16 protein-coding genes and 1 tRNA gene are annotated in these 16018 nt (G+C 66.1%); 8 read left to right on the top strand and 9 right to left on the bottom strand.

The features are described 5' to 3' along the window. Positions 1 to 395 precede the first annotated feature (395 nt). From LLW23_RS05980 to LLW23_RS05960, 5 genes are all read left to right on the top strand, one after another. On the top strand, positions 396 to 1172 hold the full coding sequence (locus LLW23_RS05980) for a Crp/Fnr family transcriptional regulator (RefSeq protein WP_228947855.1): 777 nt from the start codon (positions 396 to 398) through the stop codon (positions 1170 to 1172). A gap of 266 nt (positions 1173 to 1438) precedes the next feature. Beyond that, the gene (locus LLW23_RS05975; protein WP_228947854.1) at positions 1439 to 1939 is read left to right on the top strand and encodes an asparaginase domain-containing protein; all 501 of its coding nucleotides are present in this window, start codon (positions 1439 to 1441) and stop codon (positions 1937 to 1939) included. Between the two features lie 59 nt (positions 1940 to 1998). Next, entirely contained in the window at positions 1999 to 3873 is a 1875-nt protein-coding gene (gene sppA, locus LLW23_RS05970; RefSeq protein ID WP_228947853.1) for a signal peptide peptidase SppA, read from the top strand. Continuing rightward, positions 3870 to 4295 carry a hypothetical protein gene (locus LLW23_RS05965; protein WP_228947852.1) on the top strand — a complete coding sequence of 142 codons (426 nt, stop codon included), beginning with the start codon at positions 3870 to 3872 and terminating at the stop codon, positions 4293 to 4295. The genes sppA and LLW23_RS05965 overlap by 4 nt, the downstream gene beginning before the upstream one ends. A gap of 49 nt (positions 4296 to 4344) precedes the next feature. Further along, the gene (locus LLW23_RS05960; protein WP_228947851.1) at positions 4345 to 4908 is read left to right on the top strand and encodes a GNAT family N-acetyltransferase; all 564 of its coding nucleotides are present in this window, start codon (positions 4345 to 4347) and stop codon (positions 4906 to 4908) included. Between the two features lie 6 nt (positions 4909 to 4914). Here LLW23_RS05960 and LLW23_RS05955 read toward each other — a convergent pair whose 3' ends face one another. The 3 genes from LLW23_RS05955 to LLW23_RS05945 all read right to left on the bottom strand — a co-directional run bounded on the left by LLW23_RS05955 (position 4915) and on the right by LLW23_RS05945 (position 8451). Further along, positions 4915 to 5541 carry a trimeric intracellular cation channel family protein gene (locus LLW23_RS05955; protein ID WP_228947850.1) on the bottom strand — a complete coding sequence of 209 codons (627 nt, stop codon included), beginning with the start codon at positions 5539 to 5541 and terminating at the stop codon, positions 4915 to 4917. Positions 5542 to 5736: 195 nt separating this feature from the next. Continuing rightward, complete coding sequence (locus tag LLW23_RS05950; RefSeq protein ID WP_228947849.1) at positions 5737 to 7785, bottom strand: TonB-dependent receptor domain-containing protein; 2049 nt, start codon at positions 7783 to 7785, stop codon at positions 5737 to 5739. Between the two features lie 153 nt (positions 7786 to 7938). Then, positions 7939 to 8451 carry a hypothetical protein gene (locus LLW23_RS05945; protein ID WP_228947848.1) on the bottom strand — a complete coding sequence of 171 codons (513 nt, stop codon included), beginning with the start codon at positions 8449 to 8451 and terminating at the stop codon, positions 7939 to 7941. A gap of 104 nt (positions 8452 to 8555) precedes the next feature. Between LLW23_RS05945 and glpX the strand changes: the two genes are divergently transcribed. After that, positions 8556 to 9521, top strand: a complete 966-nt coding sequence (glpX, locus tag LLW23_RS05940) for a class II fructose-bisphosphatase (RefSeq protein ID WP_228947847.1) — start codon at positions 8556 to 8558, stop codon at positions 9519 to 9521. A gap of 11 nt (positions 9522 to 9532) precedes the next feature. After that, positions 9533 to 10270, top strand: coding sequence for a CPBP family intramembrane glutamic endopeptidase (locus LLW23_RS05935; RefSeq protein ID WP_228947846.1), 738 nt, complete (start codon positions 9533 to 9535; stop codon positions 10268 to 10270). Positions 10271 to 10383: 113 nt separating this feature from the next. Here the strand turns inward: LLW23_RS05935 and nusG are convergent, their stop codons facing one another. The 6 genes from nusG to LLW23_RS05905 form a co-directional block, all read right to left on the bottom strand. After that, positions 10384 to 10920: a transcription termination/antitermination protein NusG gene (nusG, locus tag LLW23_RS05930; protein WP_228947845.1), complete on the bottom strand. Its 537-nt coding sequence runs from the start codon at positions 10918 to 10920 to the stop codon at positions 10384 to 10386. A gap of 11 nt (positions 10921 to 10931) precedes the next feature. Then, complete coding sequence (secE, locus tag LLW23_RS05925) at positions 10932 to 11129, bottom strand: preprotein translocase subunit SecE (protein ID WP_228947844.1); 198 nt, start codon at positions 11127 to 11129, stop codon at positions 10932 to 10934. A gap of 172 nt (positions 11130 to 11301) precedes the next feature. Then, positions 11302 to 11781 (bottom strand): hypothetical protein, encoded by a 480-nt coding sequence (locus tag LLW23_RS05920; protein WP_228947843.1) that lies wholly within the window; start codon positions 11779 to 11781, stop codon positions 11302 to 11304. A gap of 60 nt (positions 11782 to 11841) precedes the next feature. After that, positions 11842 to 11918 (bottom strand) — tRNA-Trp (locus LLW23_RS05915). 68 nt (positions 11919 to 11986) lie between these two features. Beyond that, positions 11987 to 14341 carry a putative bifunctional diguanylate cyclase/phosphodiesterase gene (locus LLW23_RS05910; protein WP_228947842.1) on the bottom strand — a complete coding sequence of 785 codons (2355 nt, stop codon included), beginning with the start codon at positions 14339 to 14341 and terminating at the stop codon, positions 11987 to 11989. Between the two features lie 94 nt (positions 14342 to 14435). Continuing rightward, positions 14436 to 15347 (bottom strand): glutathione S-transferase family protein, encoded by a 912-nt coding sequence (locus LLW23_RS05905; protein WP_228947841.1) that lies wholly within the window; start codon positions 15345 to 15347, stop codon positions 14436 to 14438. Positions 15348 to 15658: 311 nt separating this feature from the next. On the opposite strand from LLW23_RS05905, the gene LLW23_RS05900 reads away from it, so the two are divergent. Then, entirely contained in the window at positions 15659 to 15910 is a 252-nt protein-coding gene (locus LLW23_RS05900) for a YciI family protein (protein WP_228947840.1), read from the top strand. Positions 15911 to 16018 lie beyond the last annotated feature (108 nt).

Raw genomic sequence — 16018 nt, 5'->3', positions numbered from 1 at the left:
CACCTCCTTTCCGTTGTTGAACAGTGGCGGGGATATGTGGGGGCGGCGTTTCAATTCAAGCACTTGGCGTGAAGAATCATCAGTTAGGGCATGGCTGTTGTGGAAGCAGGCGGCAAGGCCGGGCGCAGCGCGATTGGAACCACAAGCATGCGCCCGCGCCGATAGTTGAAAGGTCACACGAGGCAGCGTTACCTAAAGCCTTCTGGCACCAATCAGCACTTCATTTGAAACTATTACCGATCTTGTCCGCTTTACATGTGACGGTCAGCAAATGGATGCGATCAAATCTTAGCTTAGGTTAGATTTGGGCCGACGATGGTGAGCGTAAACAATTACGGCGGTTCTAGTTTTTGGCGGGATTTGGCCGATCTGAACCTGCTTGGTGGAGACTCACGATGGCATCATCCGACAATTCACGCCTGTCTCTGCTTCTGTCGAAGCTCGAGAAGTGGGCAGAGTTCAGTGGCGCTGATCGCGAGGCAGTGCTGTCGCTGCCGTATAAGATCCGTAGCTATTCGCCGGCGCAATATATCGCGCGTGACGGGGATCGCACCGAATATTGCTCGCTGCTGCTGTCGGGATATGCCTATCGATCGAAGATCGTCGGCGACGGCGGGCGGCAGATCGTGGCGATTCATATCAAGGGAGATATGGTCGATCTCCAGAACGGTGTGCTGGGAATCGCCGACCATAATGTTCAAGCGCTGACCGCGATCGAGGTGGCGCTGATGCCGCGCGGTGCGATCCTCGACATCGTTCAGCAGCATCCCGCCGTGGCGCGGGCGATGTGGCACGAAACGTTGGTCGACGGTTCGACGCAGCGCGAGTGGACCACCAACGTCGGGCGCCGCGATGCGCAGGCGCGGCTTGCGCACCTGCTCTGCGAGTTCGGGCTGCGCGTCGAAGCGGCGGGGTTGGGCTCACGCACGCACTATGATCTGCCGCTGACGCAGGAGCAGCTTGCCGATTGTCTCGGGCTGACCCCGGTTCACGTGAACCGGACGCTGAAGGTTCTCGACCGGCAGAATCTGATCACGCGTACGCTGCGGTCGGTGCGAATCGACGATTGGGATCGGCTGGCGGGTGCGGGCGATTTCAACAGCACCTATCTCCACCTCGACAGCAACAGCCGCGCACTCGACCCGGCGACGCCGATGCGGCTTTCCGCCTAGCTGCGCGGCGATCGACGCTGGTTAGGTGGCTCGGGGCAGGGCGGGCCGCTCCTTCCCCTATCGCTTTGCCAAAGGCTAGCCGCGTCGCGGACGTGGAAACTGCTGGCGTGATTGTCTCGCTGTTGCCAAGGCGCCGAGAGCGCGCGGTCTGGCGCGGAAGAGAGACTTGATGACGGTTTCACGAGCCGACGAACCACGAGTGCCGACGAATTGCCGAGCCGCTGCAGGACAGAGCGACGGCACGCGGTCGTCGCGCATTGCCTGACGTGGCCGGTACGACCGCCGATGGCGTGTTGATCCTCACCACGGGGGGGACGATCGACAAACTCTATTTCGATGCGCTGAGCACGTATCAGATCGGCGACAGCGTCGTCGGGAGCCTGCTGCAGATCGCGCGGGTGACGATGCCGTTCCGGCTGGTCGAGCTGATGCGCAAGGACAGTCTCGAGCTGACCGATGCCGACCGCAGCCACATTGCTGGCGCGGTTGCGGATACGCCCGAGCGGCGGATCGTGATCACCCACGGCACCGATACGATGACGCAGACCGCGCAGGCGCTCGCCGGCATCGGCGGGAAGACGATCGTGCTCGTCGGCGCGCTGGCGCCGGCGCGGTTCGCGGAGAGCGATGCGACGTTCAACCTGGGCATGGCGTTCGCCGCCGCGCAGGTCGCGCCAGCCGGCGTGTGGATCGCGATGAACGGCACGATGTTCCCCGCGGACCGCGTTCGGAAGGATCGCGCGGCGAACGCCTTCGTCGCACAATAGCCGTATTGCTCATGCCATACACCTTCGGCTAAAACGGTGCCGAAACGCAGGACGACATAATGAAATTGGTACGCGGCGCCTGGAAACTGCTGGTCGGCATCAAGGATGCGCTCGTGCTCGTCGCGATGCTGCTATTCTTCGCGCTGCTGTTCGCCGCGCTCAACAGCCGGCCTAGCCCCACCGCGATCAAGGACGGCGCGCTGGTGCTCGATTTCAACGGCCCGATCGTCGAGCAGCCGCAAGAAGCGCCGCCGCTGGCCTTCGCCACCGGACAGGAAGTGGGCCAGCAATATCGCCTGCGCGACGTGGTCCGCGCGATCGACAAGGCGAAGGACGATGAAAAGGTCAAGGCGATCGTGCTCGATCTCGATCGCTTCGGCGGCGCCTATCCCGCTGCGCTCGGCGAGGTTGCCGATGCGCTGGTGCGCGTGCGGCAATCGGGCAAGCCAGTGCTCGCTTATGCCACCGGATACACCGACGGCGGCTATCGCCTGGCGGCCGCGGCGAGCGAGATCTGGATGGATCCGATGGGCGGCACGTTCTTCCGCGGGCCGGGCGGTACGCAACTGTATTATAAGGGGTTGATCGACAAGCTCGGCGTCAATGCGCACGTCTATCGTGTCGGCAAGTTCAAGTCGGCGGTCGAGCCCTATACCCGCGCCGACCAGAGCCCGGAGTCGCGCGAAGCTTCGACCGCGCTTTACGGCGCGCTGTTCGATCAGTGGAAGGAAGCGGTCGCCCGCACCCGCCCGAAAGCGCAAATCGCCAATTGGCTGACGGCGCCCGATCAGATCGTCCGCACCGCAAACGGCGACATCGGCCAGGCGAACCTTGCCTCCGGCATCGTCGACAAGCTGGGCGATCGCCTCGCCTTCGGTCGCCGCGTCGCCGAGATCGCGGGCGGCGACAGTGCGAAGCCGGCGGGCTGGTTCAAGCGCATCAAGCTCAATGCCTATGTCGATGCAAACCCATTGCCGCCCGAGGGCGAGATCGGCATCGTCACCGTCGCCGGTGAGATCGTCGACGGCAAGGCGTCACCGGGCAGCGCGGGCGGCGATACGATCGCCAAGTACATTCTCGACGGACTCGCCGAGAAGAAGCTGAAGGCGCTCGTTCTGCGGGTCGACTCGCCGGGCGGATCGGTCGCGGCGTCGGAGAAGATCCGTACCGCGCTGCTCGAGGCGAAGCGGCGCAAGCTGCCGATCGTCGTCTCGATGGGGGGGCTTGCCGCGTCGGGCGGGTATTGGATCTCGACGCCGGGCGACGTGATCTTCGCCGAGCCAGGGACCATCACCGGATCGATCGGCATCTTCGGCGTCATCCCGACATTCGAGAACGCGCTCGCCAAGATCGGCGTGACGACTGACGGCGTGAAGCTGACCCCGCTTGCTGGTCAGCCCGACGTGCTTGGCGGTACCAATCCCGAGGCCGACGCATTGATCCAGTCGTCGATCGAAAACGGCTACGCCAAGTTCCTCTCGTACGTTTCGCGATCGCGCAAGCTGCCAGTCGCGCGGGTCGACGAGATCGCGCAGGGGCGTGTTTGGACCGGCGGCATGGCGCGGCAGATCGGGCTGGTCGATCGCTTTGGCACGCTCGACGATGCGGTTGCCGAGGCGGCGAAGCGCGCGAAGCTCGATCCAGCCACGGCCAAGGCGGTGTATCTCGAGAAAAAGCCCGGTTGGGCGGCCGAACTCGCGCGCCAGATCGGCCGAAGCGATGAGGACGACGCGGCAGCGCCGGGTGATGCGCTGGCGCGGATTGCCTGGGAGCAGCGCCAGATGTTCGCCAAGGCGCTGGGTGACGTGCGGCGGCTGATGCTGGGTGGCGGCATCCAGGCGCGTTGCCTGGAGTGCGGTGGGTTCGGGCCGGTCAAGGCAGCGGACGGCGACGGGCGGTTGCTCGACGCACTGCTGGCGCGCCTCGGATTGTGATCGCGGTGCTGGCCCTGGCGCTGCTGCAGGCAGCACCGGAGGCCGCACCGGCGCCCGTGCCGGCGCCGTCCGCGACGCAGCCGGCGTCGCCGCGCACGCTGACGGGCAGGTTCACGTGCGCGGCGGAGGCCTATGAAATCCAGCTGACGGCTGCGCCGCTGGCGGGGACGGGTGTGGTGCTGGATCGGCTGACCATCGCCGGGCGGACGATCGATCCCGGCTCGCTCGCCGAGGCGCGGCGGATGACGGCGCGACTGGCCGACGTGCAATCGCTCGACGTGCGCTGCCGCAGCGACGGGGGCGGCGAGCTGAGCGTCTATGGCACGCAAGCGACGCCCGGCACGCCGCCGCGCCGCGCCCGGCTTCGCGGCACGCTGCGCGGTACGGAAGTGACCGGGCTGATCGTGGCGGTGCAGCGCTGATCGCTACTCCCCTGCGTCACCAAAACGCAGGGTCACTCAAGGGAACGCCATGATCGACATCCGCGCTGCCACGCCCGACGACGCTGCAACGATCGCCGCCATCTATGCGCCGTTCGTCCTCTCCGGCACCGTCTCGTTCGAAAGCGAGGCGCCCGATACGCGGCAGATGCGCCAGCGTATGGCGGCGGGGGAGGGGCTGTATCCCTGGCTGGTCGCGACATCCGGCGCAGAGGGCGACGCGGCGGTGGTCGGTTACGCCTATGCCGGTCGCTTCCGCGATCGGCCGGCGTATCGCTATGCCGTCGAGACCTCGATCTACATGTCGGGCTCGGTGCAGGGGCAGGGCGTCGGCCGGCTGCTGTATGAAGCGCTGGTCGATACGCTGCGCGCGCAGGGCTTCACCCAGGCGATCGGCGTGATCGCGTTGCCCAACGACAAGTCGATCACGCTGCATGAGGCGGTCGGCTTCCGCCGTGCGGGCCTGTATCGCGAGATCGGCTACAAGCAGGGGCGCTGGATCGACGTCGGCTTCTGGCAATGCGAGCTGAACGACAGCGCCATCCCGCCGATCGAGCCGCGGCGGTTCGCGGATGTCGGCGTCGTGCGGGGCTAAGCGCTTTCAGCGCCGCCCGCGATAGGCCGGCAAGCGTAGCTGCCACCGCAGCGCCGCGGCGCGCAGCGCAAATCCTGCCGCAGCGGCAACCGCTCCCGCCACGGCGCTCGGCAGACCGAGGAGGCTCAGCCCGACGTAGAGCGCCGCGGCGAGCGCGGCGGCGGTGACGTACAGCTCGGGTCGCATCAGGATCGATGGCTCGCCCGCCAGCACATCGCGGATGATCCCGCCGACGCAGGCCGAGAGCACGCCCATCACGAACGCCGGCACTGGCGGCACGCCATGGCCAAGCGCTTTGGCTGCGCCATAGACGGCATAAGCCGCCAGCCCGACCGCGTCGAACCAGTCGAGCGCCGCGCCGCGCCACCAGCGCTCAGGCGTTACCCAGATCACCAGCGCCACGACGAGGCACACCGATGCCGCACGGCTGTCGACGATCCAGAACACCGGGGCTCCGATCAGCAGATCGCGCACCGTGCCGCCGCCGACCCCAGTGACGAGCGCAAAGAAGACGAGCGTGACCATCGTTTGGCCACGCCGCGCGGCGGCGAGCGCGCCAGACGCGGCGAACACCGCGAGGCCAGCAAGGTCGAGCCACGGCGCGAAGGCGGGAAGGAGGGCAGCGGGCGGCATGTGGTGCGGCTATCAGATCATCCCGGAAACGGGGAGAGGGACCGCCAGCCGCAGGCTGGTGGTGTAGGGACTGGCCGGGCGAAACGGTCCCGCTAAGTCACTCCTCGACCATCCCGAGCGTAGCTCGGCCCCTCCACCACCCGGCTGCGCCGGGCGGTCCCCCTCCCCGAGCTTCGCTCGGGGAGGATCTGACGGTCAGCCGAAATTATGCTTCACGGTCAGATACGGCACGATGTGCTGGTTGCGCCGGCGCTCCTCGATCCGGAACGGCGCTGGGGTGCGGCGGTCGGGAGCGAAGAATAGGCGGCCGCGGCCGGATGCGATGTCGCCGAGATTGTCGACGCTCAACGTCACCGTCGTGCTGGGCGTGGGGCGATATTCGGCAAAGGCGGTGATGTACGGATTGCCCGGATAGAAGGTGTCGAGCTCGTTCTGGCGGAAAGTGGTGGAGGCGTCCTCGCCCTCAAGGCCGAACCCCCAGGCGAAGGAGCCGAGATCCTGCCGCCAATTCACCTCGTACACGAACGGCGAATTGCCCGAATAGGGCCGGTCCTGTCCGGTGTAGGGATCGCGCACCGACGTGCCGACATACGACAGCCGGCCCGAGATCCGCCCGCCCTTGATGCCCAGCCGAGCGACCGGGATATCGAAGGTCGCGCGGGCGATCTTGCTGGTGCCGTCGCCAAGATTGCCCGGCGCATCGAATCCCTCGGGCGTCGGCACGCGATCCTGCACCAGCGCGGTCCTGGTATAGCCGAGTTCGACCTTGATCTGGCCGTCGCCGAGCACTTGCTTCTCGATCGTCGCCAGCGCTTCCCATGAGCGTTGCGGCAGCAGCTCGGCATTGCCGCCGTTGACGCGCTCGTTCGCCAGTTCGGCGGCCCCGATGAAATCCTCGAACTGCAACTGCGCCACTGTCCGGGCGAGTGACGCCTGCACCCGCCAGCCATCGCCGATCCGCCAATCGACATTGGCCCTCGGCTTGAAGAACTGGAGCGAGCGCTCGGCGTCCGCATCGCCCGCCACCGTCAGCCGCGAGGCTTCGTAGTTGAGCGCAAGGTCGACACGCAGCTTCGGCGTCACCGATCGGCTGACATTGGCGAACCCCTCGGCGCGATATTCGGTGACGATCGCGTCGTCGATTGGCAGGTCGATGCGGGTGCGCACGTTGCTACTGTTGATCCCGAACAGGTCGACCTTGCTGCGCAGCCGATTGATGGCGCCTTCGATCCCGGTTTCCACCGACCACGCGCCAAGATCGGGTCGAGTCCACAGGCCGCGCAGCACCGCTTCGTCGCGCTGGCTGCGCACTTGCTGCTCGAAGCCGTCGATCACCTCGCTGTCCACGCGCAGCAGCGATAGCTCGCGGTTGATGCGATCGCGCCGCGTGGCGAGGCCGATCAGCTTGATCCCACCGCCCATCAACGGTCGCTGCACCTCGCCGCCGACTTCCCATTCGTCGAAGTGGAAGCGCTGGTTGAGACGATCGTCACGCACCACGCCGCTCGCCAGGAATACGTCGTTGGTCTGGTCCAGTCGGAAGCGGTCGAATGCATAGCGGGCGTTGAAGCGCGCGGTTTCGAACTGCGATGCCTTATAGTCCCATGATCCGGAGGCGAAGGCGTTAGGATCGGCGATATCGTTGAACTTGCGGCGAAATTCGATCTGCTCGCCGGACGGCAGCGCGCTCAGTCGGTCAAACCCTTCTTCACTGCTCTGGTTGTTGTTGATGCCGATTGCCGCGTTGAACGATGAGTTGCCGCTCCGAACCAGGGTCGAAACGCTGCCTTCGGGGAGCAGCTTGCCGTCGAATTGGCGGCGCAGGCTGCCCGTGACGGTGCCGGCAAGGCCGCCGCCGCCGGTGAGGATCAGGTTCACGACCTGCGCCTTGCCGCTATATTCGGCGCCGAACACCGTGCCCGAGCCGATTTCGACGCGCGCGACCCGGCTGGCGGGGATGCGCGCGAGCACGACGTCGATCGTGTCGCTCTTCGACGACGGGCGCTGGCCGTTGATGACGACATTCCCCGCCGCCTGGCCAAAGCCGCGCACGTCCTCCTGCGCTATTTCGAGCGTGAAGCCCGGCACGCGGCGGACGATCTCCAGTGCATTGGACGGCTGGAAACGCTGGAAAAAGGCAGCGTCATAAGTCGTACGGCCAGTTGCATCGACGGTCTGAGCGGCGCCTCCAGTCGGCGCTAACGCGAGCACGATCGCGAGGCCAACGGCCAGTTCAAAACGCATTTTACTACTCCCCCGGCGCGCGCGCGATAGGCGGTACGCAAGCAGCGGGCCAGTCGTGCGGGAGCGCCGCTGGCGCTGGGTTGACGGCTCTGTGGCAGAACCAACGATCAAAACCGACCATTTTCGGACACTTGCCGTCCGCTTCCGGACAGCTCAGTCGTCGCGCCAATCGTCGAGCGCAGCGTCGTAATCGTCGCGTGCGGCAATTCGCGCGCGATCCAACTTTATGCGCTCTTCGGCGTGCGCCTTGTCGAGCGCGCGGCGCTTGGCCGCCAGTGCTTCCTCCGCGCTTTTCTGAGCGCGGCGCTCCTCCGCTTGACGTGTTTCGGCCGCTTCGATTGCCGCCTCGGCGTCGTCGAGCGCCGCGCGACTCGGCTTGGGCTTCGGCTTGCGCTTGGGGGCTGGCGCGGCGGCGGCCTTGCCCGGCCGCTTTGTCGTCGGTGCCGCTTCGGGTTCGTCCTCGGCAGTACGCATCCGGCGGATAACCGCGCCGGGGTTCGCCAGCGGCTCGGCGGTCAGCTCGGGATCGGACACGATTTCCGCCAGCCCGCGCGTGAACAGGTTCGCGTCGCTGCCCCATGCCGCGAGCGCTGCCTTCTGACTCGGCGCCGCGACATAGGCGTCGTAGAACCCCGCGGGCGTGCGATAGACCTTCAGCTTCGCCATATGTCCTTTGTTGCGCCACCATGCTGCAGCGGCAAGCGCCGTCTCGACACCGCAATGGGAGCCGCCTATCGCGGCGCTCAAATAAAGGCTTTTTGGGGGATATAATGCCGACAGCCAGTAAGGTGCTCGATCGCGTCCTCGTGCTCGAAATGGTGCGTGTGACGGAAGCGGCAGCGATCGGCGCGTCGTCGCTGATCGGTCGCGGCGACGAGAAGGCGGCCGACGCCGCGGCGGTCGAGGCGATGCGCGAGGCGCTCAACACGCTCGAGATCGATGGTACCGTGGTGATCGGCGAGGGCGAGCGTGACGAGGCGCCGATGCTGTTCATCGGCGAGAAGGTCGGCTCGGCCCAAGGCACCGGCCCAAAGATCGACATCGCGCTCGATCCGCTCGAAGGCACCACGATCTGTGCCAAGGCCGGGCCGAACAGCCTGGCGGTGCTTGCAATCGGCGAGCAGGGCTGCCTCCTGAACGCGCCGGACGTCTATATGGACAAGCTGGCGGTCGGACCGGGCTTTCCCCCCAATGTGATCGACCTCGACAAGACGCCGACCGAGAACGTGCACGCGATCGCCGCCGCGAAGGGCGTCGAGCCGCGCGAGATCATCGCTTGCGTGCTGGATCGCCCGCGCCACGAGGCGCTGATCGCCGAGCTGCGTGCGATCGGCTGCGGTGTGGTGCTGATCGGCGATGGTGATGTCGCGGGCGTCATTGCGACGACCAACCCCGATACGACGATCGACGTGTACATGGGATCGGGCGGCGCGCCCGAGGGCGTCCTGGCGTGCGCGGCGCTGCGCTGTGTCGGTGGCCAGTTCAAGGGGCGGCTGCTGTTCCGCAACGAGGACGAGCGCGGCCGCGCGCGCAAGTGGGGCATCACCGATCTCGACAAGCAATATGACCTGAAGGAACTGGCGAAGGGCGACTGCATCTTCGCAGCGACCGGCGTGACCGACGGTTCGCTGCTCGCGGGCGTGAAGCGCCGCGGCAAGATCATGACCACCGAGAGTGTCGTGATGCGCGCCTCGTCCGGCACGGTGCGCTGGGTGAAGGGCGAGCACCGCCTCTGACGTGACGTGACGTGATTGGGCTTGCCGCCGCGCTGCTGGTCGCCGCGATCGGGATGGTCGCGCATGGCTGGTGGCGCGGGCGGAGCCTGGCGGCGTTGGTGGCCGAGCGCTTGCGCGGCCCCTTCGCATCGCGCCGGCGCAACGCCACAGCCTGGGCGACGGGCATTTTCGTAATGTACGGCGCGACGTCGCTGATCGCGCTCGCGCTGCTCGGGCGGCTCGACGCCGTGCTGGCGTTGCCATCTGAGTTGCGCGCCGCCGCGGCGAGGATCGGGGTGGCACCGATCGGTTTCGATGAGCTGTGGATTTACGCTGGGGCGATCGGGGGCGGGTTCGCGCTCGGTGCGCTGCTCGTCGCGCTGTCGGCGTGGCGCGGGTGGCGGCTCCTTGGCCCGTCCTATCGCTCGCCCGCGATTGTGCGCACGCGGCCCGAGATTGCAGCCGCGTTGCTGCTATCGGCTGCGGCGGGCGTCGGCGAGGAGCTGTTTTTTCGGCTGCTCGTGCCGTTGCTAGCGGCAATCGTGTCGGGCAGCGGCACGATCGGGTGCGTCGTCGGCTGGGGGCTGTTCACTCTGGCTCACCAATACCAGGGGCGCGGCGGGATGCTGGCTGTAGGTGTAGTGGGCGCGGTGCTTGGATGGCTGTATTTGGCGACCGGGCTGCTGTGGGTCGTTGCACTGCTCCACGCCCTGGTCGACGTGAATGCGCTGGTGGTGCGGCCGTGGGTGGAACGGCGATTGCGCAGATAGGCTGGGTTACCCCGATCGAGGCGCGCCGCCTTGGGCGGCCCCTCGACACGTCATTTCGGCAACCTCGATGACTCGGGACGAACGGACCGGAGGTGGCCCGTCCGCCGAACTGCTTACTTGCTGCGTTCGACCTGCTCGAAGTCGAGTTCCACCGGCGTCGCGCGGCCGAAGATCGAGACCGAGACCTTGACCTTTGACTTATCGAAATCGAGTTCCTCGACCGTGCCGTTGAAGCTCGCGAACGGGCCGTCGAGCACCTTTACCGAATCGCCGATCTCGTAATCGACCTTCACCTTCGTCTTCGGCGCGGCGGCGGCTTCTTCCTTGCTGTTCAGCATCCGCGTGGCTTCCGCCTCGCTGATCGCCTGCGGCTTGCCGAACGAGCCGAGGAAGCCCGTCACCTTCGGCGTGTTCTTGACGAGGTGATAGACCTGGTCGGTCATGTCGAGCTTGGCCAGCACGTAGCCGGGCATAAACTTGCGCTCGACCTGGATCTTCTTGCCGCGGCGCGCTTCCTGCACCGTTTCGGTCGGCACTTCGATCTGCTCGACCAGCTGATCGAGGCCCATACGGGTCGCTTCCGACATGATCGAGTCGCGAACCTTGCCCTCGAACCCCGAATAGGCGTGGATGATGTACCAGCGTGCCATGACTTGAACCCTTACTTCGCCAGGCTGAGCAGCGCGTTGACGATCGCGTTGAACATCGTGTCCACGCCCAGGAAGAACAGCGCCAGGATCGTCGTCATGATCATCACCATGACGCCGGTCATGATCGTCTCGCGCCGCGTGGGCCAGACGATCTTCCTGGTCTCGGTACGGACCTGGTTGATGAACTCGATCGGAGACGTTTTCGCCACGTGCCTTGCCTTCAATCATTCTGCCGTCAGCGAGACATAAGCTTTCTACCGCGTCCCCGGGAGGGGAAACGGTTAACGGCCGTCCGCGCTGTCGGATGCGTTGGGCGAGATAGCGCCACCGGCGTGCAAGGGCAAGGGGAGAGCGCCGACGCGGAAACGCGGGCGGCGAGCGTCACTGGTGGATCAGTTCCACCTCAACCTCGCGCCGGGCGGGTGCGCCACGTTCGACCGCGTAATCGCAGACACGATCCTCGACGACTTGGAGCACGGTCTTGCCGGCCTCGGTCGGGTTGTCGCTCAGCACTTTTACCGGACAGCGCCATGCAAGGTTGAAGGTCTTGCCCCATTGCTCGCCGCGCGCCTCAGCATAAGCATAGCACGTTTTGCCGACCATCTCGCCCCCCAGGAAGCGATAATTTCCCGCCTGGGTCAGCTCGTTGATCACCCCGCCGCCATAGTCGCGGCCTTCGGGGTCGGAGATGAATGCTGCGCGCATCGAGGTATGGCCGCTCTCGCTGGCCGTAGTCAGGCCCTCGCAGAGTTTCGCATCCGGGCTTTCGGACGGGGTTTCGGTGTTGGCGGCTTGGTACTGCTCCAGCGGCGAAGCGGAGTCACACCCGGCCAGCACCAGCGCCGCACTGATCAGAAACACCGTGGCTGCTTTCATCCCGATCGAACCCAGCCATGTTGTGCGGTGATGTCGTGGAGCGCTTGGCAGGGGAGCTCGGACTCGAACCGAGGGCCTTCGGTTTTGGAGACCGACGCTCTAACCAACTGAGCTACACCCCTGCAGCATTTTGGCCATTAGCGGGCGACGCAGCGCTGCACAAGTCTGCGGCGAGCAAGCGCTTTGGAGCTCAAGCGGCGCGGACGTTCGGCTTTGCCCGGGTCGCCACCGCGCGCGCTTCAGCCACGGGCAGCGGTCGGCCGTAGTAATAGCCCTGGATCTTGGAACAGCCCAAATCGCGAATCATCGCCAGCTCGTCCGCCGTCTCGACGCCCTCGGCGGTGGTTGCCATGCCGAGGCTGCCTGCGAGCGCCACGACGGCGCGGATGATCGCCGTCGCTTCGGGAACGCCCTTCGACGCGGCCTGGACGAAGCTGCGATCGATCTTGATCGACGAGAAGCGCGTGCGCGACAGATAGCCAAGCGACGAATAGCCGGTGCCGAAATCGTCGAGGCTCAGCCGCACGCCCAGATCGAGGATCCGCTCGAGGACGCGCACCGCACAGGTGCCTTCCTTCATGAAGACGCCTTCGGTCACTTCCAGCTCGAGCCGGTGCGCGGGCAGGCGTGAGGTCGCGAGCGCTTGTGCGACGATTGTGACGAATTCGGGATTGTGCAGCTGCTCCGGCGAGACATTGACCGCGATCCGCGTGTCGCCTGGCCAGCGCGCCGCCTCCTCGCATGCGGTGCGCACGACCCATGCACCGATCGGCCCGATCAGCCGTGCCTCTTCAGCGAGCGGGATGAACTTGATCGGCGAGACCGGCCCAAACTCCGCGCTGCGCCACCGCAGCAGTGCCTCGAACCCGGTCAGGCGTTCGTCGGCGGCGCTGACGACCGGCTGATACTCAAGATGCAGCTCTCCCCTGTCGAGCGCCTTGCGCAGCGCGATCTCGAGCACGCGACGCTCCTCCGCCTCGACATGGAGCTGCGGCTCATAGGCATGGAACACGCCGCCGCCGGCATCCTTCGAGCGATACAGCGCAAGGTCCGCCGAGCGGATCAGCGTTTCCGCGGTGCGACCGTCGCGCGGCGAACAGGCGACGCCGACCGAGGCGCCGATATAAAGCGTATGCTCGTCGACCTCATAGGGCTTGGACAAGGTGTCGATGATCGTCTGCGCGAGCTGCCGCACGCGCGCGCTGTCGGTGGCGTCATTGACCACGACGGCGAATTCGTCGCCGCCCAGCCGCCCGATCAGCTCGGTGTCACTGATCAATTGCGCCAGCCGTTCGGACACGCGGCCGAGCAGCCGATCGCCGATCGGATGGCCGAGCGTGTCGTTCACCGCCTTGAAGCGATCGAGGTCGATCATCATGAAGGCGGCGCGTCTGCCCCATTTCTCGGCCTCCGCCAGCGCGGCGGCGAGCGCCTCGTTGACGAGGAGCCGGTTGGGCAGGCCGGTCAGCGCATCGAACCGCGCCATGCGATTAATCTTGTCGGTCGAGGCGCGTTGCTCGGTGACGTCCGAACCGACGCCGCGAAAGCCGATGAAGGTGCCGCGCTCGTCGGTGCGTGGGCTGGCGGACATTTCCCACCAGCGCTGCTCCTCACCGACGAACACCGGCAGCGAAAGGTGGCGGATGCTCTCGCGCCGCTTGAGCCGCTCGGCCAGCTGCCGCAACCCGGAGGAGAAGGTGCCCGCCTCCCACGTCGGGCCGGCGAGCGCCTGGAGCAGCGGCATATTCTCCAGCTGCTCCGGGGTACGACCGAGCGCCGCGGCGAACCGCGGGGTGACCTTGCACAGCCGGCGTTGGGCGTCGCATTCCCACAGCCAGTCGGACGCGCTGTCTTCATGTTCGCCGAGCAGCAGGCTGACCGTCTCGTCGCGGTCTGACAGGGTCAGCTCGGATCGGCGCCACATTACGAGCGTGCGCGCGCGGGTGATGCAATTTGCCAGTAGCAAGCCGGCGAACAGCAGCGTCGCCACGGCTGGCAGGTATGCGTGATTCATCGCTAGCGACAACGCCACCGCAATCGCCAGTCCGCCGATGAGGCTCAGCGCGGCGAGCAACAGCGGCGCCATTGCCACCGCCGCTGCGGTCATCAGCACGCAAAGCACCGTCCATAGCGCCAGCTGCGTTGCGGCATCCGCCCCATTGGCGAAGATCAGCGGCGCGACGCTCCATGTGCCGGCAAGCGCCAGCCCCTCGATTGCCGTCACGTGCAGGTCATTGAGGGTGGCGACGCCTTCCTGGAACTGCTCGGTACGAAGCCGCCGGACCGTTACCACCACCGAGACGATGGTGACTGCCACGCACCAGCCGATCAGCCAGCGCAGCGGGACCGCATCGACAAACAATTGCGCCACCACCGTGGCGCCGAGCAGGTTGGCCGCGAGCAGCAGCAGCACCAAGCGGCGTCCGGCGAACAATTGCGTCGCGCGAACCCGACTCCACAGCGCCTCATCGGGGCTTTCACTCAGCCCGAGCAGCAGCCGAAGCGGGACGGGCGAATGACGCGCGGCGTTGATCGAGTTCGGCACGCCCGACGGCATAGAGGATCACGGTTTACCGAAAGTTTCGGGGAAGTGCCAAAAAGGACATAAATACTGCGCTATCGACACCGGATCGGATTGATTACGCGCTTGTGGTAATCGCGAAGCCGATCCGCGGAAGGTGGACGACGACCGCGCCGGCGCGCGGGTCTTCGCGGCGGATCGCGACATGGTGCGGCGACGAGCCGACCAGCGTGCCGGTGATCGGATCGCGGCCATAATCGGTCGCTGACACGGTTACCTCACGCCCCGCTAGTGCCGTATCCGCTGGCGCGACCTCGCCGGGCTCCGGTGTCGCGTCGGCGGCGGCCGCGACGGCGTCTTCGCGGCTCATCGCGCTGCGTTGCCCATGGCCGATCGCGCGTACCCGATCGTACCAGTCGCCCAGCCCCGGTAGATCCTCGAACGCCGCCGCGGCCGGCTCGTGGAAGGACCGCACGAACCACAGATTGCAATAAGCGTTGGCGTCGACCAGGCCCGGCCGGTCGCCGGACAGGAACGTGCGGCCGTCGGCGAGCTGCTCGCTCACCAGCGCGGCATGCGCGCGCAATTGCGCTGCCATGTGCGGCACTGCGGCGCGCATCGCGGCGGGATCGAACGGCTGGCCGCTCAGCGCCTCGCGGTCACGGATGAACTCCTCGCCCACCGCGTCGCCGAGCCCCGCGAAGATCACCGTCACCGCCGACTGGAAGAAGCCGCGATCGGTCCACTGCGCGCTTGCCTGGTCCAGGCCGGGCGTGCCGCTCGGGAACAGCGTTGGTTCAGGGAAGCGCCGCTCGAGCTCGCGGACGATCAGCACGCTGTCGCAATAAATGTCGGCGCCGATCTGCATGACCGGGATGCGCCGGTAGCCGCCCGTCAGCGCGAGAAGATCGGGCTTTGGCATCACGACCGGCTGATCGACCGCCGCCCAGTCGAGCTGCTTGATGCCGAGGCAGACGCGCACTTTCTCGGAGAAGGGCGAGGTATCGTATTGGTGCAGCAGGATCGTCATCGCCTGTCCCCTCCGATGGCTGCTCGTGGCGGCAGCGTTGTGCGATGTGGGTAGCGCGCGGCGCGACTAAGTCGACCGTTTTCTTTTGTGGGGTTTTTGTGAACGCCTGAACGCGGTGGTCTGCGAGCTGCAGGTTTGGTTGCTGCTTGCCATTCGTTCACGTCTGGACGCGGTAGTTAGCCAAGGACATGATCGACTATCGAGTCGGTCGGGGCTGCTGGAACATGACTAAGTACCTCATCTCATTTCCAAGTGCAGCCATGGATCTCAGTGAAGAGGAGCTTGCGCGCGCCGGCTAGGATTCGCGTGCGGTGATCGAGGAGGCGAAGGCGGCGGGTGTCTACGTCTTCGGCGGCGGCATCAATGAAAGCGTTGAGGCAGTGCTGGTCGCTGCCGATGGCACGCTAAAGCCTGAAATCTATCCGGGCAGCGACTTGGATGGCGGGTTTACCGTCCTGGAATTGCCGACCAGGCGGGATGCCGAGGAGTGGGCGCGGCGGATCGCCGTCGCTTGCCGCTGCGCGCAGGAGCTTCGCGAGTTCATGTACGACCCTGCCAGCTAGTTTGCAGGCGCCGGAGTAGCAGCCGCCGCCATGATGGAGCGACACGCAACCGCCTCCTAGCAATCCCCGTCATGGCGTTAGCTGACTATTCGCGGCTTCTCGGGCTTT

It is taken from the genome of Sphingomonas radiodurans, assembly GCF_020866845.1.
Lineage (GTDB): Bacteria > Pseudomonadota > Alphaproteobacteria > Sphingomonadales > Sphingomonadaceae > Sphingomonas > Sphingomonas radiodurans.
This window is presented reverse-complemented; position numbering and strand designations above follow the sequence as displayed.

Bases quoted from the DNA above. Each gene is read 5' to 3' on its own strand.
- glpX (WP_228947847.1), top strand. From the start codon at position 8,556: ATGCCGACAGCCAGTAAGGTGCTCGATCGCGTCCTCGTGCTCGAAATG.
- LLW23_RS05955 (WP_228947850.1), bottom strand. From the start codon at position 5,541: ATGCCGCCCGCTGCCCTCCTTCCCGCCTTCGCGCCGTGGCTCGACCTT.
- LLW23_RS05980 (WP_228947855.1), top strand. From the start codon at position 396: ATGGCATCATCCGACAATTCACGCCTGTCTCTGCTTCTGTCGAAGCTC.
- LLW23_RS05950 (WP_228947849.1), bottom strand. From the start codon at position 7,785: ATGCGTTTTGAACTGGCCGTTGGCCTCGCGATCGTGCTCGCGTTAGCG.
- LLW23_RS05905 (WP_228947841.1), bottom strand. From the start codon at position 15,347: ATGACGATCCTGCTGCACCAATACGATACCTCGCCCTTCTCCGAGAAA.
- sppA (WP_228947853.1), top strand. From the start codon at position 1,999: ATGAAATTGGTACGCGGCGCCTGGAAACTGCTGGTCGGCATCAAGGAT.
- LLW23_RS05945 (WP_228947848.1), bottom strand. From the start codon at position 8,451: ATGGCGAAGCTGAAGGTCTATCGCACGCCCGCGGGGTTCTACGACGCC.
- nusG (WP_228947845.1), bottom strand. From the start codon at position 10,920: ATGGCACGCTGGTACATCATCCACGCCTATTCGGGGTTCGAGGGCAAG.
- LLW23_RS05960 (WP_228947851.1), top strand. From the start codon at position 4,345: ATGATCGACATCCGCGCTGCCACGCCCGACGACGCTGCAACGATCGCC.